This is a genomic window from Alphaproteobacteria bacterium, from assembly GCA_040218575.1.
Classification (GTDB): domain Bacteria; phylum Pseudomonadota; class Alphaproteobacteria; order JAVJRE01; family JAVJRE01; genus JAVJRE01.
In genome coordinates this window covers 176,464-199,367 of sequence record JAVJRE010000005.1, presented here as the reverse complement: position 1 = coordinate 199,367, position 22,904 = coordinate 176,464, and the positions used below count along the sequence as shown (strand labels likewise).

At 67.5% G+C, this 22,904-nt stretch carries 21 protein-coding genes; 3 read left to right on the top strand and 18 right to left on the bottom strand.

Annotation, left to right across the window (positions count from 1 at the left end; all coding sequences use genetic code 11):
• Positions 1-2: 2 nt before the first annotated feature.
• The 7 genes from RIE31_06925 to RIE31_06895 form a co-directional block, all read right to left on the bottom strand.
• On the bottom strand, positions 3-491 hold the full coding sequence (locus RIE31_06925) for a F0F1 ATP synthase subunit B' (GenBank protein MEQ8640319.1): 489 nt from the start codon (positions 489-491) through the stop codon (positions 3-5).
• Positions 492-544: 53 nt separating this feature from the next.
• On the bottom strand, positions 545-772 hold the full coding sequence (locus tag RIE31_06920) for a F0F1 ATP synthase subunit C (GenBank protein ID MEQ8640318.1): 228 nt from the start codon (positions 770-772) through the stop codon (positions 545-547).
• A gap of 48 nt (positions 773-820) precedes the next feature.
• Positions 821-1,582 (bottom strand): F0F1 ATP synthase subunit A, encoded by a 762-nt coding sequence (locus RIE31_06915; GenBank protein ID MEQ8640317.1) that lies wholly within the window; start codon positions 1,580-1,582, stop codon positions 821-823.
• A gap of 45 nt (positions 1,583-1,627) precedes the next feature.
• Complete coding sequence (locus RIE31_06910) at positions 1,628-1,867, bottom strand: AtpZ/AtpI family protein (protein ID MEQ8640316.1); 240 nt, start codon at positions 1,865-1,867, stop codon at positions 1,628-1,630.
• A 268-nt stretch (positions 1,868-2,135) separates the two neighbouring features.
• The gene (gene smc, locus RIE31_06905) at positions 2,136-5,609 is read right to left on the bottom strand and encodes a chromosome segregation protein SMC (protein MEQ8640315.1); all 3,474 of its coding nucleotides are present in this window, start codon (positions 5,607-5,609) and stop codon (positions 2,136-2,138) included.
• 23 nt (positions 5,610-5,632) lie between these two features.
• Positions 5,633-6,292 (bottom strand): DsbA family protein, encoded by a 660-nt coding sequence (locus tag RIE31_06900; protein MEQ8640314.1) that lies wholly within the window; start codon positions 6,290-6,292, stop codon positions 5,633-5,635.
• 72 nt (positions 6,293-6,364) lie between these two features.
• The gene (locus RIE31_06895) at positions 6,365-7,015 is read right to left on the bottom strand and encodes a DciA family protein (protein ID MEQ8640313.1); all 651 of its coding nucleotides are present in this window, start codon (positions 7,013-7,015) and stop codon (positions 6,365-6,367) included.
• Between the two features lie 16 nt (positions 7,016-7,031).
• Between RIE31_06895 and mutY the strand changes: the two genes are divergently transcribed.
• Positions 7,032-8,144, top strand: a complete 1,113-nt coding sequence (gene mutY, locus RIE31_06890) for an A/G-specific adenine glycosylase (protein MEQ8640312.1) — start codon at positions 7,032-7,034, stop codon at positions 8,142-8,144.
• A 22-nt stretch (positions 8,145-8,166) separates the two neighbouring features.
• Here the strand turns inward: mutY and RIE31_06885 are convergent, their stop codons facing one another.
• From RIE31_06885 to RIE31_06850, 8 genes are all read right to left on the bottom strand, one after another.
• Positions 8,167-9,312, bottom strand: a complete 1,146-nt coding sequence (locus RIE31_06885) for a site-specific DNA-methyltransferase (protein MEQ8640311.1) — start codon at positions 9,310-9,312, stop codon at positions 8,167-8,169.
• 65 nt (positions 9,313-9,377) lie between these two features.
• Positions 9,378-10,022, bottom strand: coding sequence for a ribonuclease HII (locus RIE31_06880; protein ID MEQ8640310.1), 645 nt, complete (start codon positions 10,020-10,022; stop codon positions 9,378-9,380).
• Entirely contained in the window at positions 10,015-11,325 is a 1,311-nt protein-coding gene (locus RIE31_06875) for a cation:proton antiporter (GenBank protein ID MEQ8640309.1), read from the bottom strand. Before RIE31_06875 ends, RIE31_06880 begins: the two co-directional genes overlap by 8 nt.
• Positions 11,326-11,486: 161 nt before the next feature.
• Complete coding sequence (locus RIE31_06870) at positions 11,487-12,617, bottom strand: PA0069 family radical SAM protein (GenBank protein ID MEQ8640308.1); 1,131 nt, start codon at positions 12,615-12,617, stop codon at positions 11,487-11,489.
• A gap of 56 nt (positions 12,618-12,673) precedes the next feature.
• Positions 12,674-13,729 carry a phosphotransferase gene (locus RIE31_06865; GenBank protein MEQ8640307.1) on the bottom strand — a complete coding sequence of 352 codons (1,056 nt, stop codon included), beginning with the start codon at positions 13,727-13,729 and terminating at the stop codon, positions 12,674-12,676.
• Between the two features lie 40 nt (positions 13,730-13,769).
• Entirely contained in the window at positions 13,770-14,303 is a 534-nt protein-coding gene (gene moaB, locus RIE31_06860) for a molybdenum cofactor biosynthesis protein B (GenBank protein ID MEQ8640306.1), read from the bottom strand.
• A 9-nt stretch (positions 14,304-14,312) separates the two neighbouring features.
• Positions 14,313-16,163, bottom strand: coding sequence for a lytic transglycosylase domain-containing protein (locus tag RIE31_06855; GenBank protein ID MEQ8640305.1), 1,851 nt, complete (start codon positions 16,161-16,163; stop codon positions 14,313-14,315).
• A 203-nt stretch (positions 16,164-16,366) separates the two neighbouring features.
• Positions 16,367-17,242 carry a uracil-DNA glycosylase gene (locus RIE31_06850; protein MEQ8640304.1) on the bottom strand — a complete coding sequence of 292 codons (876 nt, stop codon included), beginning with the start codon at positions 17,240-17,242 and terminating at the stop codon, positions 16,367-16,369.
• A 359-nt stretch (positions 17,243-17,601) separates the two neighbouring features.
• Between RIE31_06850 and RIE31_06845 the strand changes: the two genes are divergently transcribed.
• Together RIE31_06845 and RIE31_06840 are read left to right on the top strand one after the other, a co-directional pair.
• On the top strand, positions 17,602-19,287 hold the full coding sequence (locus tag RIE31_06845) for a tetratricopeptide repeat protein (protein ID MEQ8640303.1): 1,686 nt from the start codon (positions 17,602-17,604) through the stop codon (positions 19,285-19,287).
• Entirely contained in the window at positions 19,284-20,192 is a 909-nt protein-coding gene (locus tag RIE31_06840) for a 4-(cytidine 5'-diphospho)-2-C-methyl-D-erythritol kinase (GenBank protein MEQ8640302.1), read from the top strand. The genes RIE31_06845 and RIE31_06840 overlap by 4 nt, the downstream gene beginning before the upstream one ends.
• A 31-nt stretch (positions 20,193-20,223) precedes the next feature.
• Here the strand turns inward: RIE31_06840 and RIE31_06835 are convergent, their stop codons facing one another.
• The 3 genes from RIE31_06835 to RIE31_06825 form a co-directional block, all read right to left on the bottom strand.
• A complete protein-coding gene (locus RIE31_06835) occupies positions 20,224-21,897 on the bottom strand; it encodes an SEL1-like repeat protein (protein ID MEQ8640301.1) in 1,674 nt (557 codons plus the stop codon).
• An 80-nt stretch (positions 21,898-21,977) separates the two neighbouring features.
• The gene (locus tag RIE31_06830; GenBank protein MEQ8640300.1) at positions 21,978-22,541 is read right to left on the bottom strand and encodes a hypothetical protein; all 564 of its coding nucleotides are present in this window, start codon (positions 22,539-22,541) and stop codon (positions 21,978-21,980) included.
• Positions 22,538-22,720 carry a hypothetical protein gene (locus RIE31_06825; GenBank protein ID MEQ8640299.1) on the bottom strand — a complete coding sequence of 61 codons (183 nt, stop codon included), beginning with the start codon at positions 22,718-22,720 and terminating at the stop codon, positions 22,538-22,540. Before RIE31_06825 ends, RIE31_06830 begins: the two co-directional genes overlap by 4 nt.
• Positions 22,721-22,904 lie beyond the last annotated feature (184 nt).

The following is a 22,904-nucleotide window of genomic DNA, read 5'->3' as shown; positions in this document are numbered from 1 at the left end:
GCTCAGACCCCGCCCGCCGCCTGGGCAACGGCCCGCCGGGCGTCGTCATCTGATGGCGTAGCCCCCCCCAGACGCTGCACCACATCCTGGGCAATGCCGACGGCGACGGAGCGGATTTCGCTCATGGCGGCGTGGCGCGCCGCGGCGATGCGGGCTTCCGCCGCGGCTGTTTCCTCGGCCAGTTTTTCGCCCAGGGCATGCTGGCGCCGGGTGGCCTCGGCTGTGGCCTGTTCCATGGCCTGGGCGATCTTTGCCTGGGCCTTGGCGCGGGCCTCGTCCAGCAACTGCTCATAGGCGTGGATTGCGGCTTCGGCGTCTTCGCGCAACTGCGCCGCCTTGTCCAGATCGCCGTCGATGCGGTTGCGCCGATCTTCCAGCACCATGCCGATCCGGGGCAGGGCGATGCGCGCCATGACCAGATAGAGCAGGCCAAAAATGACCGCTGCCCAGAAGATCTGGGGCAGGAACACGGCTGGATCAAGTTGCGGCATTGTGGACCCCGCGTCTGTTCACAGGCCGATTGCCGGCCATGGCTCTCGGTTTCCTAGAAGACAAACAGAATGACGAGAGCAATCACCAGAGCGAACAGGGCGATGGCTTCGGTCAGGGCAAAGCCCAGGATCACATTGCCAAAGACTTGCGGAGCCGCGGCCGGATTGCGCATGGCGCCACTGATATAGCTGGCGAAGATATTACCGATACCGACACCGGCACCGGCCATGGCGATGGCGGCGAGTCCGGCGCCGATCAGCTTTGCGGCGTCTGCTTCCATGGGAATTGTCCTTTCGACGGGTCAGGGGACGGCAGTGGCCGGCCCAGGTTAGTGATGCAGGTGGACGGCGTCATTGATGTAGATGCAGGTCAGGATGGCAAAGACATAGGCCTGCAGAAAAGCAATCAGGATTTCCAGTCCGGTCAGCGCGACAATGCCGGCGATGGTGAACAGCCCGATGGGCGCGGCGCCGGCGGCGCCCAGGCTGAGCGCGCCAATGATGAACCCGGCAAAGACCTTGAGCATGGTGTGGCCGGCCAGCATGTTGGCGAACAGCCGCACCGAATGGCTGATGGGCCGCATGAAATAGCTCAGCACCTCGATCGGCACAACCAGCAGCAAGAGGGGCGCGGGCACGCCGGAAGGTACAAAAAAGCCGAAGAATCGCAGGCCGTGGCGACCAAACCCGATGACCGTCATCAGCAGGAAAACAAACAACGCGAAGGCGCCGGTGACGGCGATGTGGCTGGTCACGGTGAAGCTGTAGGGCACCATTCCCAGCAGGTTGGCCAGCAGGATAAAGACGAACAGTGTGAAGACGAACGGGAAATAGCGACGCCCCTCGCTGCCGATGGTCTCGCGCACCATATTGGCGACAAACCCGTAAAGCAGTTCGACAATCATCTGCACCCGTCCGGGCACCATGGCGCGTCGGCCAATGCCGCCGATCAGCAGCAGGCAGGCGACACTTGCCGCAATAGCGGAAAACAGCGCGGAATTGGTGAAGGACAGATCAAAGGAACCCAGTTCGACCGGGATGATCTCCTTGATCTCGAACTGGGTCATGGGCCCGTGCGATTGTTCGGCCATACGCTTTACCTGTGCCCCCGACCCTGATCCCAACCCGTCCGCCGCCTAGGGACGGCCGGGATGATCTTTTTCGTTCTCAGTCCGGTCCGATGCATCGGGCCCGGTTACGTCAATCCGCAACTGGCGCGCGGCCCGCATGGCATTCACACCGCCGGCTGCCATGCCCATCACCAGAAGCAGCAACATCAGCCACGGCGCGGTGCCCAGCCAGCGATCAAGCGCCACACCAACCGCGGCAGAGACCGCCACCGCCACGGCCAGTTCGATCGCTACACGCCACGCCATTCCCAGAAGCCTGTGCGACGCCACGGCCGATGGACTGCTGCGTCGCTCGCCCGTTTCTCTGGCCTGTCTTGCGGTGGCCAGCCTGCGGTCGAAATCATCCAAGGATGGCGGAAGCTTGCGCTCGACCATGAAAGCCGTGCTCCTGCCGTTGCTTTGCCGGCCGCACTGCACCGCCAAGCGAGCGCACCTTAGGGGTGGGTCCGGGGGGTGTCAAGCCGGGCCGGCGGCCTATAACCTTTTGAAATAAAACACTAAATGGCGTGTCAGCTTAAGCCGCGCCGCGCAGCTCCCGGACCCCCTGCAGGTCGACGCTGACGAGCTGTGAAATGCCCCGTTCGATCATGGTCACACCGAACAGCCGGTCCATGCGGGCCATGGTCAGGCGGTGGTGGGTAATGATCAGGAACCGGGTCGCCGACTGGTGGGCGATTTCCGCAAGAAGGGTGCAGAAACGGTCCACATTCGCATCATCCAGGGGGGCGTCCACTTCATCCAGTACGCAAACCGGCGCCGGATTGGTCAGGAACACCGCAAACAACAAGGCAATGGCCGTCAGGGCCTGTTCGCCGCCTGACAGCAGGCTGAGCCGTTGCAGCCGCTTGCCCGGCGGGCTGGCGAAGATCTCCAGCCCGGCTTCCAGCGGATCATCCGCCTCGGTCAGTTCCAGATAGGCCCGTCCGCCGCCGAACAGGCGCTGAAAGAGGGTCTGGAAGTGGGTGTTGACGGTTTCAAACGACGCCAGAAGCCGCTCGCGACCTTCCCGGTTGAGACTGGAGATGCCCTGACGCAGGCGGCCGATAGCGGCCACAAGATCATCGCGCTCGCCGTGGGTCTGGCTGATCTGGTTATCCAGTTCCTCGGCTTCCTGTTGCGCCCGCAGATTGACGGCGCCCAGGTTTTCACGTTCGCGCAGCAACCGGTTGAGCCGCGTTTCAATGGCGTCAGGATCGGCCTGGGCGCCATCGTCTGCCAGCCCGGACAAGGCCAGGGTGTCCTCCGGCTGACACTCCAGCCGCTCGGCCACGCGCTCCTCGATGGTGCGCTGTTCCTGGCCGGTGCGGCTGACATCGGCCTCCGCACGTACGCGGTCTTCACGGGCCTGGGACAGGGCGCTGTCGGCGTCTCGCTGGGCGGCAACCAGGCGATTGAGTGTGCTCTCTGCGGTGGCCAGCGCGTCGCCGGCGTCGCGCCGCCGGATTTCTGCCGCGCTGATCAGTTCGGCCAGACGGCCGCGCCGCTCTGCAATGCGTCGCGGTTCGGCCTGCAGTCGGCTACGCTCGTCGCTTGTGGCGTGGCGCCGTGTGGCAAGTTCGGCCAGACGACCGGCCGCGCCGGCAGCGCGTTCACGCCACAGCGCCTCTTCCGATTCCATGGCGCGAAAACGATCCAGCCGGGCTGCGGCTTCGCGTTCCAGACGATCAGCGTTGCCGCGCGCCTCCATATAGGCGGTGCGGCAATCGGCCAGGCCGGCGCGGACCAAGGCAATCTCTTCCCTGCGGGCGACAATGGCGGCCGGGTCCACCGGAGCATTGTCCAGCTCGTCCAGGCGGGCTTCCACATCGGCCAGCTCGCTGTGCAGGCGCTCCAGGGTTCCGGCAACGGCGGTCAGCAGGGTGCGGCTTGCGGTCAGTTTGTGATCGAGCTCAGCGTGAACATCGCGCGCCCGATCCCGCGTGGCGAATGCCTCCTGCATGGCCTGGCGGGCGGCGCGCTCCGCTTCCGCCGCCGCCGTGTCACGTGCCTGGGCTGCGGTGTACTGGGCTTCTGCCTCAGCCAGAACGCTTTCGGCCTGGCCGATACGGCCCTTCAGTTTCTCCAGGCGGTTACGCTGATGCAGCCGCGTCGCCGCCGCCGTCGGCGTACCGGGGGCAACCGTAAAGCCGTCCCAGCGCCACACGCCGCCATCCAGCGTCACCAGTCGCTGCCCGGGCAGCAACTGCGGCGCAAGCATGGCCGCGGTGACATTGTCCGGCGCCAGGCCGATCTGCGACAGACGGCGGGCCAGCAGGGCCGGTGCCCGCACATGATCGCTCAGGGGTTCGACACTGGCCGGCAGGGCCGGTGCGGGGTCCAGCGCCGGCAGCGCGCGCCAGTGGGTCGGCGCGTCACTGTCGCCCGGCGCCACAAGATCGTCGCCGAGGACCGCGCCCAGCGCCTTCTCCAGGCCCGGCGCCACGTCCACCTGATCGATGATTGGCTTCCAGCGAGGATCGGCGCTGTCCGGCATGGCAACCACCATGTCTTCCAGGGCCGCCCGCTCGCCGTGCAGCTTGTCACAGGCGTTGCGCATTTCCTCGGCGGCGGACCGTGCCTGGCTCTCCGCCTCGCGGGACAGTGCGCGTTCGGCCTCCGCCGCCTCGGCGGCGGCGCGCGCCGTGTCCAGCCGCATCTGGGCGTCCTGCAGGGCGGCCTGGGCCGCACTGACAGCGCCATTGCCGGCAGCTTCCTCGCTCAGGCGGCCATGCTCCTCCGTGACGCTGCTCAGCCGGTCGTGCAATTGGCGGCGACGCTCGCCAAGCGCCTCCACTTCGCGCCGGCGGGCGGCTTCGTTCGATTCCACCGCCAGCAGATCATCGCTCAACTGGCTGAGCCGTGCCTCGCGAGTGGTCACCGACTGGGTCAGTTCCTCACATAGGGCGGCCGCTGCGCGGCGCATCCCTTCGGTCTGCTCGGACGCCATGGCCAGGCTTTGGCGCTCGTCCGCCAGGGCAGCCAGCGCGCTATGGGCATCGCTGGCCAGGGCCTGCTCGCGCTGGGTGTCGGCGGCGATCTGGCCGAGCCGTTCGTCAAGCCCGGCGATGGCGGCGACGACGCGCGCTTCTTCCGCTTCCAGGCCATCGCGCTCTACCACCAGCCGATGCAGCTCGGCCGCCACTTCCGCTTCTTTCTGGCGCAGACCGGGCAGAACCGCTTGCGCCTCGGCCACGGCGGTGGCGGCGCGGGCGGCAAACCGGGTGCGGTCGGAGACCATCGATTCGGCCTGCGCCATATTGGCTTCGGCCAGGGCCACGGCTTCCCGTGCCGCGGTCCAGCGCAAATGCAGCAGGCCGGCCTCGGTGCGGCGAATCTGGTCGGAAATCGTGCGATAGCGATTGGCCTGACGGGCCTGCTTCTTCAGGCTTTGCAGTTGCGCTTCCAACGTGGTCAGCACGTCTTCAAGACGCTGCAGATTGGTTTCCGCCGCGCGCAGGCGAAGCTCCGCTTCGTGGCGGCGCGTGTGCAGGCCGGTGATTCCGGCCGCCTCTTCCAGCAGAGCGCGCCGCTCGACCGGCTTGGCGGCAATGATGGCGCTGACCCGCCCCTGGCTGACGATGGCGGTAGAACGCGGGCCGCTGGCCAGGTCGGCAAACATCAGATGAATGTCGCGGGCGCGGACATCACGTCCGTTGACCTTGTAAAGGGAGCCCTGGCCACGCTCGATGCGGCGGACGACCTCCAGCTCTTCATCGTCGTTCAGGCTGGCCGGTGCCGTTCGCGCCCTGTTGTCCATATGGATGGCCACTTCCGCCAGATTCCGCGGCGGGCGATTGGCCGTGCCGCCAAAGATGACGTCGTCCATTTCGCCGCCGCGCATCTTCTTGGCGGATGTTTCGCCCATGGCCCAGCGCAGCGCTTCCACCAGATTGGACTTGCCGCAGCCGTTGGGACCGACGATGCCGGTCAGACCCGGCAGGATGTCGAGTTCGGTCGGGTCAACGAACGACTTGAAGCCGGTCAGGCGCAGGCGAGAGAACTGGATCAAGGATGGGCTCCCATCAATCCGGGTCAGGACCCGGCGGCATCGTCAAGGATGCGGTTGAGATCGTCGTAGGACAGGTCGCCGACGACGCGGCGGCCATTGACGAAGATAGTCGGTGTGGAGGCTACGCCCAGCGCATCGCGTGCGGCGATCTGGTGGCTGAGGATGTCGTTCTGCAGGTTGCGGTCGGCCAGACAGCCATCGAGAGAGGCCGCGTCCATGCCGGCGGTGGCGGCAACGCGGCTGACGAAGGCGACGGGGTCCTCGCTGGACAGCCACGCCTCCTGCTCGCGGAACAGCAAAGCGACAAAGGGATAGTATTGCGGCTCCGGCAGGCAGCGGGCGGTCATGGCCGCCATCAGCGCCAGTTGGTCGCCGGGAAAATCGCGGAAGATAAAACGGGCGCGGCCGGTCGTGATCCAGTCTGTCTCGACCTGCGGCAGGGTCCGGGTGTGGAAACTGCCACAGTGGGGGCAGGTGAATGAGGCATATTCGATGATGGTCAGCGGCGCGTCCGCGGCGCCCAGGACACGGTCACCGGGCCGTGGGGCCAGAACCGGGTTATCGCTGGCAAAGACCGTATCCACCCCTTGCGGCTGGCCGCCGCCGCGCAGCGCCAGCCATGCGCCGCCGGCGATGACGGCGACAGCCACGGCGGCGATAATGGCAAGGGTGGTGCGATTCATGGCGCCATCCTAACCACAACATGTTGTGGGGAACAGGCCAATTCCGTCTAATTGCGGCAGATATTCCGTCCCTCAGGAGCGGTTCTGCGGGTCTTTGCAAGCCGGTGGCGGCGGCGGCGGTCCATCGGGCTCCGCCGTGGGCGGTGCCGAACGTGTGCCGAGCCTGCCACCAAGGCGGGCCAGCGCGTCACGCAGGGGCCCCGGCGCCACTGGCGCGAGTCGTTGCCCAAGCTCGGCATCCGGCGTCGGCTTGGCCGGCGGCTTCGTGCGGGACGGGTGGCGGACCGGGACCCGGCTGTCGGGCGGCGCCTGCAGAAAGCTGATGCGGGCGACGGCGCGATAGCCGAAATAACCGTTGATCCGGCCGATCAGGGTCGGCGTCATGTGTTGCAATTGCAAAGCCATAGGGCCACCGGCGCGGATCAGCAGTTCGCCGCCCGGGCGGCCATTGCCGGCTTCGTCCGGCAACGCCGCCCGTGGCCCGGCGGTATAGCGTGCCGGGCTGCTGGCCCGGGCTATGTCCGGCCCGACAATGCGTGGCCAGTCGGTCACCAGCTCACTGACGGTCAGACCGCGGGCGCGCCGGGCCGGTCCGGTGATACGATCCACCACTTTGCCGATGGCGCGGGCGCCGCCGCCGCGGCGCACCTTTTCGCCCGGGCTGCGGTCAGGGGGGCTGGATGCGGGCTTGGCCATGGTTGGACAATAGGCCTTTCGTGCCATTGATCACGAGTCCCATATGACCGGCAAAACCCGGGACCTGCCTGAACAGACCGTGGGCGCGACCATGCGGGCCGGCCACCGCCGTCGCTTGCTGGCCTGGTACGACAAGGCCCGCCGCACTCTGCCGTGGCGCGCGGCGGCGGGCGACACGCCGGACCCCTATCGGGTGTGGCTCAGCGAAGTCATGCTGCAGCAAACGACGGTGGCGACCGTCGTCCCTTATTTCAAGGCCTTCGTTGCCCGCTGGCCGGATGTGACGGCGCTGGCCGCCGCACCGCCGGACGAAGTGCTGCGCAGATGGGCCGGGCTTGGGTACTACGCCCGGGCCCGCAACCTTCATCGCTGCGCCGTCCATGTGGCGACGGTCTGTGACGGCGTCTTTCCGTCCGACGAATCCTTACTTCGCCGGCTGCCCGGTATCGGCGTCTATAGCGCAGCGGCCATCGCGGCCATTGCTTTCGACCGGCCGGCGACAGTGGTGGATGGCAATGTGGAGCGGGTGGTGGCGCGCCTGTTCAGGGTCAGCGACCCGTTGCCCGCGGCGAAGCCCCGTCTGGCGGTCCTCGCTGCCGCTCTCAGCCCGCGCCGGCGATCGGGTGATTATGCCCAGGCGATGATGGATCTGGGCGCCACCGTGTGCCGCCCGCGCAATCCCGACTGCCCGGCCTGTCCGCTGGCCCGCCAGTGCCTCGCCTATCGTGACGGCGTGGCCGGCACTCTGCCGCGCCGCGCGCCGCGTGCGGTTCGCCCGCTACGCCATGGCCATGTCTACTGGCTTGAGGATAGTGACGGCCGCATCCTGCTGCGTCGAAGGCCGGCCAGCGGCCTGCTCGGTGGTTTACTGGCCTTCCCCGGGGGCGACTGGCGGCCGGGCCATGAGGCGGCGGACGATACCCTGCCCACCGGTCTGCCGCGCCGCGTCCGCTGGCGCCGGCTGCCCGGTCAGGTGGAGCATGTGTTCACCCACTTTCGTCTGAGCCTGACGGTCTCGGTGGGTGGACTGACGGCAACAGGGTCGCCTACATCGCCGGCCGGCGACTGGTGGCCGGCTGATCGCCTCGACGAAGCGGGACTGCCGAGCCTGATGATGAAGGTCGCCGCCCATGTGGCGGCTGCCGGTGCCGTGTAATCCGCCCGTTCTGGCGGCGGCTCTAGGCGGTGCTTCCGGCCGGCTCGATCTCGGCCCGCAACTGCTCACGCAACATGTCGATCGGCACGCTCCGGTTTTCGATCCTGACGTGCCAGTAGGTCCAGCCGTTGCAGGCCGGCGCGTTCTGCAGGCCGGCCGCCACCTGATGGATGGAGCCGCGATGATCGCCCAGTGGTCCGGATGTGGCGATGGTGCCGTCTGCATGGACCCTCGCGGCGTTGCGGCCGTCGGGGCTGTGCAGGATGGCGCCCGGTTCCAGCAGGCCCCGTTCCACCAGCCAGCCGAAGGGAATGCGCGGCCGGTCGCGCTTGCCGGGGGAGGAGACCAGCGCCGGATCCGCCGGCGGGCGTATATCGGCCAGCCGGCGGCGGGCTACCTCGGCATAGCCAGCGTCGCGCTCGATGCCGATGAAATGACGACCCAGCTGGCGCGCCGCCGCCCCGGTTGTGCCGGTGCCGAAGAACGGGTCCAGGATCACCTCGCCGGCCCTGGTGGAGGCCAGGATCAACCGGCGCAGCAGCGCCTCGGGCTTTTGCGTCGGATGCGCCTTGCGGCCGTCGGCGCCCTTGATTCGCTCCTGCCCGGTACACAGCGGCAACAACCAGTCGCTGCGCATCTGGCGGTCATCGTTCAGGCTTTTCATGGCGTCGTAGTTGAAGGTGTATCGCGAATCGGCGTCACGGGCGCACCAGATCATGGTCTCGTGGGCGTTGGTAAAGCGCCGGCCGCGGAAGTTCGGCATGGGGTTGGACTTGCGCCAGACAATATCGTTGAGGACCCAGAAGCCCAGATCCTGCAATGCCGCGCCCAGGCGGAAGACATTGTGATAGCTGCCAATGACCCAGATGGCGCCGTCCGGCTTCAGCAGTCGGCGACAGGCCGCCAACCAGTCGCGGGTGAACCGGTCATAGGCCGCCATGGATGAGAAGCGGTCCCAGTCTTCGTCGACGCCATCCACCACGGTGTTGTCCGGCCGCAGCAGATCGCCGCCCAACTGCAGGTTGTAGGGGGGATCGGCAAAGACCAGGTCAATCGAGCCGGCCGGCAGCCCTTGCATCAGGGCAAGGCTGTCGCCGACGAGGATTTCGTCAACAGGAAGAGATGCAGGCGACGCGTCGCGTCCCCGGCGCGGTCGGCCCGTGCTCATGCCCGGATGATGCTGCGGCCGGACTCCTGCGTCAATCTTTGTTTTGAATCAAAGGATTATGAAATCTATCCCCAGGCTGGTCCGGCCCCGGCCCGGCCCTGACCGAGCACACCAACCGGGCGAAAGCTGGTGCGGTGATGTGGCGTCGGGCCAAGCGCCCTCAGGGCCGCCAGATGGGCCGCCGTGCCATAGCCCATATTGCGCTCCCAGCCGTAGCCGGGGCAGGTGCGCGCCAGGCGGACCATCAGCCGGTCGCGGCAGACCTTGGCCACTATCGAGGCGGCGGCAATGGACAGTGAGCGATCATCGCCACCGATAATGGTCCGGCCCGGCACAGCAAGGTCCGGCCAGTCATTGCCGTCTACCAGAACGCCGTCGGGCGCCCCATGATCGCGCACCAGGCGGGTCAGTGCCCGCTGCATGGCCAGGTGACTGGCCCGGCGGATATTCAGCCGGTCAATCTCTGCGACGTTCGCGGCGGCGCGCGCGATAGCGATTCCGGGCACGGCGCGCAGCAGACGGGCTACCGCCAGACGTTCAGCCGCGGACATGCGCTTGGAGTCGCGGATGCGGCGGCGCAGGCCCGCCGGCAGACGCGGCGGCAGGATGACCGCAGCCGCCACCACCGGGCCGGCCAGCGGGCCGCGCCCCACTTCATCGATGCCCGCTACCCGCCCGCCCAGATCGCGTTCCAGGCGGAAGTCAGGCATCGGGGCGAGGCCCGCGACGCGATCGGCGGGTGCTGCGACGCGTCTTGCCGCGGCGGACCGCCCGCCGGGTCATGTCGGTTATGACGCGGCTGTTCAGCGTGTTGGACTCGTAGAGCAGGCGAAACATTTCCAGGCTGGAACGGACCGATTGCAGGGCCGGCAAATGCAGCCGTCTGGCCACCGCCAGCCAGGCCGGGCCGAACAGCAGGGACAGGGCCGCCACGGCCACCACCAGATCGCCATCTTCGCCGGTGATCAGTCCGGCGCCGACACCGGCCGCTGCCAGCAGAAAGGAGAACTCGCCGATCTGCGCCAGCACCAGGCCGGACAGAAAGGCGCTTGGCCACGGCTCGCCCAGGGCGCGCATGATGAGGACGTTGAAGGCTGTCTTGAACAGGATGATCAGCAGCAACAGCGTCACTACCAGGCCCAGATTGTCCCATATAAGGGCGGGGTTGATCAGCAGGCCGATGGACACGAAGAAAACCATCATCAGGATGCTCTGGATCGGCCGTGTTCTCTCGATCGTCGCCTCGCGTTCGCGGCTGGCACCGATGACCAGGCCGGCGAGAAACGCGCCATAGGCTGGCGTCAGGCCGGCGATACCGGCCAGGGCGGCGGCGCCGAAGCAGAACGCCAGCGACATCAGCGGCAGCAAGTCCGCGTGACCGGCGATGAAGCGGCCGAAGGGCAGAGAGAAACTGCGGCCCGACAGGATAAAGATGACCGCGGCCAGCAGGGCGATGGCGAGGGCGAGCTGCAGGATGCCGACGGCGTCGAAACCGCCGCCGGACAGGTTGGCCACCACCAGCATCATGGGCACGAAGGCCAGGTCCTGGGCGATCAGGACACCGACGATCAGGCGCCCTGTGCCGCTTTCCACCTCGCCGATGTCTTCCAGCATCTTGATGGCGACGGCGGTGCTGGACAGCGCGATGACAAAGCCGAACAGCAAGCTCTGCGCCAGCGACCAGCCGAATAGTCCTGAAATCAGACCGGTGACAAGCAGCGCGCCGACAACCTGCAGCACGGTCGCCAGCGCCGCCCGTGCCAGGATCGGCCTGAGCGCGCGCAGGTCGAACTCCATGCCGATAAGAAACAGAAGCAGCAGGACGCCAAGCTCCGCCAGCAGTTCGATCTGTTCGCGGCTTGTGACCAGGCCGAGGATAGCCGGCCCAAGCAACAGCCCGGCCAGGATGTAACCGACGACCGGCGGCTGGCGCAGCCGCGCCATGGCGACACCACAGACCAGCGCCGCCAGCGCCACTACGGCCAGTCCGGTCAGGTCGTCGGCGTGGAACATCAGATACCGTCCGGGCAATACCGTCGGGGGCGACGGCTTGTCCTATCCTGTCGCGGCAATGGCCATTGGCGCAATGGCCACGTTTGGGTGTGGATGAATAGATGGCGACAGACGCGCCAGAGTCCGACGCGGCTGCCGCTTCGGCGGGCCGGTGGAGTGATCTACAGCAGCGACATCTGGCGGCCGTCTGCGGCTGGTCGTTCGAACTGCGTGCAGTCGAGCGGTTCGTGTCGACGGCTGAGACCAAGCCGGCCACAGGCCAGGGCGAAACGCCGCGCCAGCAAATCCGCCTCCTGGCCTTCACCACGCATGCGCCGGCCGAAGGCAGAGGTATTAAGCCGGCCGCCGCGCAGGGCGCGGATGCCCGACAGCACCCGTCCGGCCCGGCCCGGTTCATGGGTGTCCAGCCACTCCCTGAACAGATCGGCGATTTCCAACGGCAGGCGCAGCATGACATAGCCGGCGAAGGAGGCGCCGCGGTCGGCGGCGGCGGACAGGATGGATTCGCTTTCATGGTCGGTCAGTGCCGGAATGACCGGCGCCACCATGACGCCGGTGGGTATGCCGGCCGCACTGAGCTGCCCAACGGCGTCCAGCCGGCGGCCGGGGGTCGGCGCTCGCGGCTCCATATGACGGGCCAGGCTGCGGTCGAGCGTAGTGATGCTGACGGCGACGCGGGCCAGCCCGCGTGCGGCCATAGCCGACAGGATGTCACGATCACGCACCACCAGATTGGATTTGGTGACAATGGTCACCGGGTGATTACAGTCGTTGAGCACCTCCAGGATGCGGCGGGTGATCTCATAGCGGCGTTCGATCGGTTGATAGGGATCGGTATTGGTGCCAAGGGCTATGGCGCGGCACACATAGCCCGGCCGGGCCAGTTCGCGGCGTAACTGCTCGGCCGCATCGGGCTTGGCGAACAGTCGGCTTTCAAAATCCAGCCCCGGCGACAGGCCGAGCCAGGCGTGAGTCGGCCGGGCATAGCAATAGACGCAGCCATGCTCACAACCGCGATAGGGATTGATCGAGCGGTCAAACGGGATATCCGGCGAGGCATTGGTGGAAATGACGCTGCGGCTACGGTCAATCTGGACCGTTGTTACCAGGTGCTGCGTAGCGTCGTCCGCTGATTCGTTCCAGCCATCGTCGAAGGGCTGGCGCACCTGCACCTCAAAACGACCACTGGCATTGCTGACCGCACCGCGACCACGCCGTGCGCCTGGTTTGGTGCGGGTATTGCTGGTTGAACCGGGCGCCAGATCGCGGCCGGTCTGGTGAGTGGGCGACATGCCTGCAGTCTATGACTCGGGCGTAGAACAAAACAAGAACATTCAGCGGTCCGCGTCTATACAAGATCGGCCAGGCGGTCCTCCAGCCACTCGCTGCGGATCGCGGCAATCCGCGGCGCACTCAGGAAATCGGCCACTTGCGCCAGGGCATCCGGCGTGGCGGCCGGATCGTCGGCGGCGCGTCGCACGCTCCAGCTTGCCGCCCAGGTGGTCGTGCGCAGCCATGTCAGGCGACGCAGCGGCAGGCACCAGGGACGGATCGCCCTGGCCAGGCCGGCGGGTAGCCGGGTCATGTAGTGGCGATAGAACTGCTGCGTCTGGTCGGTGGACAGAAAGGCGTTGGGGCCGCCGGCCCAGGTGGTGGAGGTGTAGAGCGTGGCGTGGGCTAGATCGATGGCCGGTGCGCCATAGAGTGCTTTTTCCAGATCGACGATGAAGGCCTGACTATCCCCCTGCGACACGTCGCCCTGCGGCACGTCGCTGTGCATCACATAGTTACCGGGGTGGGTATCGGTGGCCACCAGGGTGACGGGCTGCTGTTTGCCGGCGCACGTTTCGGCAAAGCGGCTGGCCCACGCAAGCTCGCTGGTCAGGTGGGCCTGTGCTTGACGGCTGACGCCAGCGTCGCCAAGGTCGCTGGCCTGGCGGCGGATCACGCTCATGGTGGCGGCCACCGGATCGTCATGGCTGGCCAGCGGCGCGCGCGCCGCCATCACCGGGACTGGCAGGCAATGCAGAGCCGCCAGGCACTCGGCTATGGCGGGCATATCCGTGTCCAGTCGCACCGGCCGCCCGTCGATATAGTCGACGATCAGACCGCCCATGGGCATGTCCCCGGCCGGCGGCAGGACTCCGTGCAGGCGGGGCGCATGTCCGCTTGCCGCAGCGCGTTCAAAGCATGCCGCCTGATAGATCAGGTTGTCGTGCGGGGTCAGACCGAACTGGCTGAGGCGCGGCAGACGCAGCAGATGACGGGTGCCGGCAATACGCACATGGTCGTGGGCAATACCGGTGCCTGCCAGAGGCACCAGGTCATGCAGGGACACGTCGTCATAGCCGCCGTGGCGGTATAGCGCGGCAAGCAGGGCTGGCAGGTTCAGCGCATGGGCCATGGACGGGCTGGCTGGACGGGCTGCACGGAGCCGGCCGCTCTCACGCCAGGTGTTCGGTCAGACGCGGCATGAGCTCGACGAAGTTGCACGGCCGGAACCGGTTATCGAGCTGGCTTGCGAGGATGCCATCCCAACCGTCGCGGCATGCGCCCGGCGATCCCGGCAGAGCAAAGAGATAGGTGCCGCCGGCGACGCCTGCGGTGCACCGTGACTGGATGGTGGAGGTAGCGATCTTGGCGAAGCTCAGGTGGCGAAACAGCTCGCCGAATCCGGGAATCGCTTTTTCATAGACCGATTCGAACGCCTCCGGCGTGACATCGCGACCGGTCACTCCGGTGCCGCCGGTGGCGATCACCACGTCGATTGAGGAATCGGCGATCCACGTCCGCAACTGCCCGACAATGGCGGGGATTTCATCCCGTACGATTTGACGGGCGGCGATTTCGTGCCCGGCCGCTTCTACGCGATCCGCCAGGACCGTACCGGAACGGTCATCCGCTGCCGTCCGCGTGTCCGAAACGGTCATGATGGCGATGCGAACCGCTATGAATGGCCGACTCTCGTCAATGGGCATGGCTGGGTCTCAGGGGGCTGTAGCTATTTCCTGGCCGTCCAGCCCGGTATAGGCCGGCCACACGCCGGCGGCAATCGCATCAAGAGACGGGTTGGACTGTCCCATGCGCTGGCGATAGATCCACAGATTGGCCAGCACCCGCTCGATGAAGATGCGGGTCTCGCGCGACGGTATGGACTCGATGAACAGCAGCGGGTCATTGCGGAAGTCGGCCGCCTGTACCCAGCGACGGAGGTTACCCGGCCCCCCGTTATAGGCGGCGGTGAGCATGAAGAGATTATCCCCGACCGCGTCATTAGCCTGCAGATACTGGATATAGCGCTGGCCCAGTTCCAGGTTGAGGTCAGGCTCGGAAAGGCGGTCCAGTCCGTCGCCCCGAAGACTGCGGTCGCGGCCGATGTAGCGCGCCGTCGCCGGCATCAGCTGCATCAGGCCCAGCGCACCGGCGGGGCTGCGGGCATCAGTGTTGAAGCCGGATTCCTGACGGGCGAAGGCAAGGATCAGCGCCCGGTCGACGCGATAGCCGTCCTGCGGCTGCCAGGCCACCAGCGGATACAGGCCGGCCGGAATTTGCTCGCCATAGGTCGCCTCTATCAGGTCCGCCAGTTTCAGCGACAGAGCCGGCATGTGCGCCCGTGTGGCGATGGCCAGCAGCGGTCGCCACAGGTCGGCCCGCGCCGCGCGGGCCAGGCGCGTCAATTCCTCTTCCGCCAGATCATCCTGACCGGCTTGCAGCAGGGCCAGGACCCGGCGCGTTGCCGGGATGTCCAGCAGCAGGTCGCGGGTGGCGGCGGTAAGCGGCACGGGCGACCAGTCCAGCGGCGTCTCCATGCCGAGATTGCGGCGCGCCAGTTGGCCATAGAAGGTCAGCGGATAGTCGGCCGCCACCACCAGCCAACTGCGCACACGCTCTGGGCGGCCGGCCTGCAGGTGGGCGCGGGCGGCCCAGAAAGCGGCGGCTGAAATGGTCCAGGGGTCGGCCCCGTCAGCGCCAGCGAAGGTCTCGAACTCTAACGCGGCGTCATCAATCCGGCCCATGCGCCAGGCGGCCAGCCCGGCGATCCAGTGACCGATCGCGGCATATTGTGGGGAGGCGTTGCCCGCCGCCTTTCCCTGGGTGAAGGCCTTGTCATCAACACTGGCGAGAAAATAGCCCTTGGCGATTAGAGCCCGGGCCATGGCCTGCTCCACAGGGTCGAGCAGCCGCTGCGCCTCATTCCCGTCAAGGATCGCCAGGGCGCCGGTTGGCCAGCCGTCCGCCACCCGGGCGTTGATGGTCCGGGCGATGGAACGGACCTGCCGGCCAACCGCGGCGTTGCGGCCGCGCGGCGACTGATAGACCTCCGACGGGGCGACATATTCCCCATCGGCCGCCGTATAGTCGCCGGCGCTGAGCGGTCGGGGCGCCTCCGGCCGGCCGGCGTTGGCGGGTTTGCGGCGCAGGGCAAGGGCGTGGATGCGGTCGGCTTCGGGATGGTCGGCATAGGTCGCTAACCAATCACGCAGTTCGACGAAAGTGGAGCGGTGCGCCGTCGGATGCATATAGCGTTGCGACTGCACATACCCCATCAGAACAGGGTCGGTAATCTGGCCGATCAGCCGATCAGCCGCCGCCATGTCACCAGCTTCTTGCAGGACAAAGACCTGCCGATAGCGGGTAGCATCCTCCGCGCCCAACACAAGCGGCAATTCCGCCGCCAGCGCCGCCATGGTCGCTTCCAGATCGGACTGGGACACTGGCGCGGCAGCCGCTGGACGCACGTCAGGCGCAACAAGGACGACCAGCGTCGCCAGCATCAGCGCCGCACAGGCAGCGAACCGCCGCCATGCGCCGGACGGTCTATGGCCGATCCATATCAATTCGTTTCTCCCGACCCCAGTGAAAGTCATCGTCGCGGGATAGCGGACTCTAGCAGCCGCAGGGGCCGCCGCCGAGGGGATCCCCAACATCCCTCAACATCTTGGCCCAACACCTGATAAGACAGCTTACAGCCAGCAGATAAACAAAGGTTAAGTGCCGGATTCCCGGGCCGGACGCGGTTGTCGCCATGGCGCCGTTGCCATCAGCCGGCGGCCGGGGCCTGGTCCAGCCGTGCCTTCAGCATCAGGAAGTCCCGCCATACGTCGCGCTTCTTTTCCGGCGTACGCAGCAGATAGGCGGGATGATAGGTACACAGCACGTCCGCAGGCCGGTCCATCTGGTCATTCACATAAGTATGCCAGCGTCCGCGCAGACGTGAGATGCCATCGGTCCGGTCAAGCATGGTCCGCGCTGCGGTCGCGCCCAGCAGAACCAGTACATCAGGCTGCACCAGTGCGATGTGACGCTCGACAAACGGCAGGCATGCTGCCCGCTCCGCCGGTGTCGGATCACGATTGCCCGGCGGCCGCCAGAACAGCGTATTGGTGATACGCACATCGTCGCGCCGCAGGTCTATGGCGGCGAGGATGCGATCGAGCAGGTGCCCGCTTTGGCCGACGAAAGGCACTCCGGTGCGGTCCTCTTCCGCGCCGGGCGCTTCGCCGATCAGCATAATCCGGGCATCGGCCGGGCCGTGACCGAACACCGTCGTGGACGCTGTCTCTTTCAGGGGGCAGCCGTCAAAGGCACGCACGGTTGCTTCCAGAGCCGTCAGGTCCGTCGCCGCCAGCGCCATCTGTCGGGCGCCGGCACTGGCGGGCGTCGCCACCGGTGCTGCAGCGCCGCTCCGCCGGGTCACCGTCGTTGCTTTCGTCGCCGGCGTCGCCGGATTTGCGACCGGGAGCCCGGCCGCAGGATCGACACCGGCCGGAGGACTACCCGCTGCGTTGACGGCCGCCGATTGCGCGGCCAGGCGCATCACCGGATGATCGCCCATCGGGGTTGTCACGCCTGCGGCCTCATACCAGGCCATGACGGCGGCAGCGTATGCGGCGGGTTCGTTGGACGGATCGGCCATGCGCCCTGCTGTGCCTCCGGGTTTGTTCCGGCTATTGTGGCGTCCGGCCATGGCCTTGTCAGCACGGCATACAGGGTCAGCACGGCATACAGGCGCTTCCGTCGCCAGTCCTGCCTCCAGCCTCGCCCGGTCCCCGCCCGGCTTCCACCCGGTCTAAGCGCATGGCGCAGTGCCGCAGGCGGCTGAAGCGAGTGTGATGGCCGGCTGGTGGCCCGGCCCGGGTCGGCATGTTGTAGTATCGGCCAGAGGCGGCGTCGGTCAGCCGCCGCACGCAGGTTTCGGGAGCGGTCATGATCGCACGTCGGCATAGTTTTCCCTGCATGAGGCCGCGGTCAGCCGGCCCTGTGCCCGGACTGGCATTGGTTCTGGCTCTGGTCCTGGCCCTGGGCGTGGTCGCCGGCCCGGGCGCCATGTCGCGCCCCGCCCTGGCGCAGGAGGCGGGCGCCACCACCCCGTGGGGGGACTATCTTGCGGCGCGCCATGCCGAGCAGATCGACGACTTGGCGACGGCGGCCCGCTTGCAGCGGCACCTGCTGACTCTTGCCCCCGACAATCTGTCCTTGCTGAACAGTGCCCTGGTTCTCAGCCTCAGCAATGGCGATCACGAGCTGGCCCGCGACATTGCCGGGCGCATTGTCGCCACCGATCAGGTGGATTTCGTCGCTCCCCTGGTTCTGGCGGTGGCGGCCCTGGCCGATGATGATCCGCGGCGGGCCGAAGCCTGGCTGGCGCAATTGCCTGATGCCGGCATCAATCGTGTGGTTGGCCCGCTGGTCCTGGCCTGGACCGAGGCTGCGAACGGTGATCTGGAGGCCGCTATCAGGACGGTGGGCGCTCTGGCAGACGACCAGAATGTGCCGGCCTTGTCCGGATTGCACTTCGGCCTGTTGCTGGAGCTGAGCGGCGATGCGGCAGCCGCAGAAGCTGTCTATGTGCGTCTGCTGGCGGAGCTTGACCGTCCGCCGTTACGGGTTGTTCACGCCCTGGCGGCGCTGCTCTCCGCCAGCGACCGGCATGATCAGGCACAGGATCTGATGGCCACATACGTTGCGGCGGACGAAGGCCGGCTGGTGATTGGCCCGGCGGCGGCTGAGTACGGCGGGCCGGACCAGTTTCTGCCTCTTGCCCCGACGGCGAAGGATGGCGTGGCCGAGGTCCTGTTCGACATCGCGGCGGCCCTGCACGACGACAACGGCAGCCGCCAGGCTCTGCCGTTTCTGCAACTGGCGCTGATGGTGCGGCCGGACTTCGACCTGGCCTTGCTGCTGCTGGCCGATATTCATGAGACCCTGGGACGCTGGCCGGACGCCGCCGCCGCCTATGAGCGTATCGACGGGGAATCCGGCTGGTCGTGGCTGGCCCGGGTCCGGGCGGCGCAAATCCCCTTTGAGCTGGACCGGCTGCATGAGTCGGAGGCGGCCTTGCGCCAGCTTGCGAAAGAGCGCCCCGACAGTGCGGACCCATGGATTGCACTGGGCGACCTGTTCCGTCGCTCAGACGATTTTCGCCGGGCGGCGCGGGCCTACGAGGAGGGCTTCAACCGGCTGGGCGCGCTGGAGCAGCGTCACTGGCGGATCCTCTATGTATCGGCAATCGCCTATGAACGGTCGGACGAATGGTCGGCCGCCGAGGCGCAATTCCTCCAGGCTCTGGAGTTCGTGCCGGAACAGCCACAGATCATGAACTATCTTGCCTACTCGTGGGTTGATCAGGGGCTGGAGCTCGACCGCGCCCTGCCCATGCTCACCCGGGCGGTAGAGCTGCGGCCGCGCGACGGCTACATCCTCGACAGCCTGGGCTGGGTCTATTACCGCCTGGACGATTTTGACAATGCGGTGTTGTGGCTGGAACGGGCGGCGGCATTGACGCCAGGCGACCCGACCATCAACGACCATCTGGGCGATGCCTATTGGCAGGTCGGTCGTCTGCGCGAGGCGCGGTTCCAGTGGCGCCGCGCCCTGGCCTTTGAACCGGAGCCGGACGTGGAGAGCGCCATTCAGCGCAAGCTGCGCCAGGGGCTGGATCGCGCGAACACCGGGCCTTGAGTGATCCTGCGACGCAAAGTCTGAGTGTCACCGCCGCGGCCAAGCTCAATCTCTGGCTGCGTGTGCTGGGCCGCCGGGACGATGGCTACCATTGCCTCGACAGCCTGGTCGGTTTTGTCGAGTGGCACGACACCCTGACGCTGCACCCGGCTGCTGCGGTTGAACTGACGGTGTCAGGCCCCGAAGCCGCCGGACTGGCGGCTGGTGACGCCACTGGCGACAATCTGGTGCTGCGCGCCGCCCGCGACCTGCGCGCCCTCTGCGGCGTTACGGCGGGCGTACGCATCCATCTGGACAAACACATACCCGTGGCGGCCGGGCTTGGCGGCGGTTCAGCCGATGCGGCGGCGGTGCTGCGCGGTCTCTGCCGGTTGTGGCGCATAAGCCCGCCAGCCCCGGCGCTCGACGCAGTGGCCCTGGCCCTGGGGGCCGATGTCCCGGTCTGTCTGCGGGCACGGCCGGCCCGGGTCGGCGGAACAGGCGGTTCAGTCGTGACCGGGCCGGACCTGCCAGGCGCCTGGGTCGTGCTGGTAAACCCTCGCCTGCCGGTGGCCACGGCCGCTGTATTCGCCGCATATCAGCCGGCTGCCGCGACGCCGGGCGGGGCCGTGACAAGAGAACCCCTGGCGCCCGCCGGAACCGTCGCCGAACTGGCGGCGCAGTGCCGACGGATCGGCAACGACCTTACGGCGGCGGCAATCGCGGTTGCGCCGGCAATCGGCACGGTACTCAGCGTGTTGGCAGAAGACCGCCATGCCCTGATCAGTGCCATGACCGGCAGTGGCGGCACGTGCTTCGCACTCTATGAGTCGGCAGCGGCGGCAGAGGCCGCCGCCGCCGCGATTCACGCGGCCCATGCCGGATGGTGGGTTGTGGTCTCGCGCCTGGCTACGCCGGCGGGCTGATCGGCTCGCGCGGCGGTGTGGCCGCCGGGGTTCAGGGTCCGGCCAGGTCGCGCAGGCTGCGCAGCAGATCGCTATCGGCTATGCCGGTCACGGGCAGGTCCGCCACTTTCTGGAACTCACGGATGGCGGCCTCGGTTGCCGGACCCACCTGGCCATCAGTCGACCCCGGGTCAAAGCCGAGAGTGGCCAGCAGGGTCTGCATCTCCACCACGTCCTCGCGGCTGAGGCGGGCCGTGCCGGGCCCGGAGTCAAGCGGGATGGAGTCGCCGCTGGCGAGAACCATGGCGCGGTCAAGGTCGGCCGGGTTGAGTTTCGCCATCACCGCCTGCGCCCGGATCCCGGCATCGGGGTGGCCGGCTTCCGCGGCCCGGCTGAACCAGGCATAGGCCTGTACCGGGTCGGCCGCGCCGTTCAGGCCGGTATCGTATATGGCTCCCAGATTGAACTGGGCGGTGGCCAGACCCTGGGCGGCGGCGCGGCGGAACCACTTGACCGCCTGGTCCATGTTCTGCGGCACGCCAATGCCACGACTATAGGCGACGCCCATGTTGTGCTGGGCTTCCGCGTGGCCGATCTCCGCCGCGCTGAGAAACCAGATAATGGCTTCCGTGGAGTCTTGCCCAACGCCCAGACCGTTCTGATACAGAACGCCCAGGCTGAACTGAGCATCAGGGTGTCCGGCCAGCGCCGCTTCACGGAACCAGCGGGCCGCCTCGTCATAATCCTGCGGAATGCCGTCGCCCGTGGCATACCGGCTGGCCAGCAGATACTGGGCGTCTGCACGGCCGTCGCCTGCCGCCGCCAGCAGCGAGGCAATGCCCGGTGTCGACGGGTCGATCACGGCTGGCGCCGGCGGTGCGGGAACGGGCACGGACTGGCCAGACGCCGCGGCGCTTGACCCGGCGGCGGGTTCAGTCGCCGTGGAATCCTGGGTCAGATCCTGGTTGAGGGCAGGCGGTTCACGGCTGTCGGCCAGCCACATCACCAACGTGATGGCGGCGACGGCGACAACAACAGTAAACAGGATCATGGCGATGCGCCGGAGCCGGCCGCTATCCCCGTCATCGCCTCCGCGGCGGTCGGGCGGCTGGCCACCGCCCGCCATCTTGTCTGCAGACCGGGTCGCCGCTCCGGCGACCAGCGGGTTCATGCGTGGGTCATGCTGTCCAGGGGGCGCGGCGGCCGGCGGCGCACCGGCCGGGCTCGCCGCCGCGGAAGGCGACGCAGTGGGCCTGGCGGCAAGGGAGTGCTCCAGGGCGTCAATGGCCGCGTCCAGCGGTCGGACCGCCTGCTCTATCTGGTCACCGGATCGGTCGAGCTGGCGGTTCAGTGCATCCAGGGCCGCGACCAGACGCGCTTCTTCGTCCGGGTCCAGATCATCGTCCCATGACTCCTCGCCGTCGCTGCCGTCCCAGGGCTCGGGTTCCGGCCACCCGCTCTCCGCGCCGCCGGCATGGCCGAATGGCGGGCCGCCATGGTCGTCGCGGAACGGGTCGCCACGAAACGGATTGTCGTCGGCTGGTGACGGCGGTGTCTGCGCGGCGGCGTTGGCGCCGTCTGCCTGACCGAGTTGCCGCAGAATGGCCCGGTCGATCCACACCCCGATGGCCAGGCCCTCTCTCTCAGCGGCATCTCGGGCCAGTTCACGGGTCGTCGGATCAATGCCCTTGACGCTCCAGGATGTGCTGCGCGGTGATAGCGCCATTTCTTTGCAGATGCCTCATATGGCGCCGCAGGTCAGCACCCACCGGGTGCCCGATCAGCGGCCCCGATCAGCGGCCCCGATCAGCGGCCCATGACGCGGGCGAAAAAGCCGCTTCTACGCGCGACCTCTGGCTTGCGATTGCTTTCAAGACCGTCGAGGCGGTCGGACAGGCGCATAAGGGCGCGCTCCAGCGGAGCCACGGGTGGCGCCGCCGACTCTCTCACGTCTTCAACGCGCTGACTGAGTTGATTCAGTTTGTCGGCAAGCGGGCGCAGGGCGTCGGCGGTACGGGCCTCGCTGTCTTCTATGCGGTTGGCAAGGCGCTGAATGCTGTCCAGCACCGCATCCATGGTCAGGGCCGGCGCGCGCCCACGGCTGGTCGTATGGCGTGGCGCCGACCAGGACCGGTTCGGCGCCTGGTCGCCACGACCGCCGCGCGACAGTTCGCGGGCAGCGGCGCTCAGGATCGACTGGCTGAGCCACTGGTCGAGTGTGAGGTTGGCCCGGCGGGCGGCGATCTTCGCGGCCTCACGTGCTTCCGGGTCGACCCCGCCGGCTGGCCACGGATCACTGCTGCCCGGTGCGCTACTATGGTCGGGATTTTGTGCCGTCGCGGTCTGACGGCGGTTGCTGGCGGCGCTCATCGGTCCGACCCGGCCTGGGCCGCACGATTGTCCGCAGGGCCAGCATCGGCCGCCTCGCGACGGATTATCTCGCTAAGGAGATCGCCGGTCGTGCGTCCGCGACGTCGCGCTTCACTGCGCAAAGCCAGGCGGGCCTCGTCACTGATGCCCTTGATGCTCCAGGGAGGTTCCGCCGCCACCGTGCTTTCTCCGTCCTGTGGTTTGGCCCGACTGTTCCGTCTGCCGTGTGAACCCGGTAGGCCCAGCAGCAATACCGGTAGGCCCGTTGGTAATACCGGCGCGGAGTATAGGGAAAAACCTGGGCAGGGCAAGGATTCTGCTTCTCTGCTGTCTGGGGCTGTCTGGGGCTCCCCGGGGCCGCCC

What these genes read in the sequence shown, in the direction of transcription:
- RIE31_06925 (MEQ8640319.1), bottom strand. Translation starts at nt 491, where the DNA reads ATGCCGCAACTTGATCCAGCCGTGTTCCTGCCCCAGATCTTCTGGGCA.
- RIE31_06835 (MEQ8640301.1), bottom strand. Translation starts at nt 21,897, where the DNA reads ATGGCGCTATCACCGCGCAGCACATCCTGGAGCGTCAAGGGCATTGAT.
- RIE31_06920 (MEQ8640318.1), bottom strand. Translation starts at nt 772, where the DNA reads ATGGAAGCAGACGCCGCAAAGCTGATCGGCGCCGGACTCGCCGCCATC.
- RIE31_06875 (MEQ8640309.1), bottom strand. Translation starts at nt 11,325, where the DNA reads ATGTTCCACGCCGACGACCTGACCGGACTGGCCGTAGTGGCGCTGGCG.
- mutY (MEQ8640312.1), top strand. Translation starts at nt 7,032, where the DNA reads ATGACCGGCAAAACCCGGGACCTGCCTGAACAGACCGTGGGCGCGACC.
- RIE31_06880 (MEQ8640310.1), bottom strand. Translation starts at nt 10,022, where the DNA reads ATGCCTGACTTCCGCCTGGAACGCGATCTGGGCGGGCGGGTAGCGGGC.
- RIE31_06865 (MEQ8640307.1), bottom strand. Translation starts at nt 13,729, where the DNA reads ATGGCCCATGCGCTGAACCTGCCAGCCCTGCTTGCCGCGCTATACCGC.
- RIE31_06900 (MEQ8640314.1), bottom strand. Translation starts at nt 6,292, where the DNA reads ATGAATCGCACCACCCTTGCCATTATCGCCGCCGTGGCTGTCGCCGTC.
- RIE31_06895 (MEQ8640313.1), bottom strand. Translation starts at nt 7,015, where the DNA reads ATGGCACGAAAGGCCTATTGTCCAACCATGGCCAAGCCCGCATCCAGC.
- RIE31_06885 (MEQ8640311.1), bottom strand. Translation starts at nt 9,312, where the DNA reads ATGAGCACGGGCCGACCGCGCCGGGGACGCGACGCGTCGCCTGCATCT.
- moaB (MEQ8640306.1), bottom strand. Translation starts at nt 14,303, where the DNA reads ATGCCCATTGACGAGAGTCGGCCATTCATAGCGGTTCGCATCGCCATC.
- RIE31_06915 (MEQ8640317.1), bottom strand. Translation starts at nt 1,582, where the DNA reads ATGGCCGAACAATCGCACGGGCCCATGACCCAGTTCGAGATCAAGGAG.
- RIE31_06910 (MEQ8640316.1), bottom strand. Translation starts at nt 1,867, where the DNA reads ATGGCGTGGCGTGTAGCGATCGAACTGGCCGTGGCGGTGGCGGTCTCT.
- RIE31_06830 (MEQ8640300.1), bottom strand. Translation starts at nt 22,541, where the DNA reads ATGAGCGCCGCCAGCAACCGCCGTCAGACCGCGACGGCACAAAATCCC.
- RIE31_06850 (MEQ8640304.1), bottom strand. Translation starts at nt 17,242, where the DNA reads ATGGCCGATCCGTCCAACGAACCCGCCGCATACGCTGCCGCCGTCATG.
- RIE31_06870 (MEQ8640308.1), bottom strand. Translation starts at nt 12,617, where the DNA reads ATGTCGCCCACTCACCAGACCGGCCGCGATCTGGCGCCCGGTTCAACC.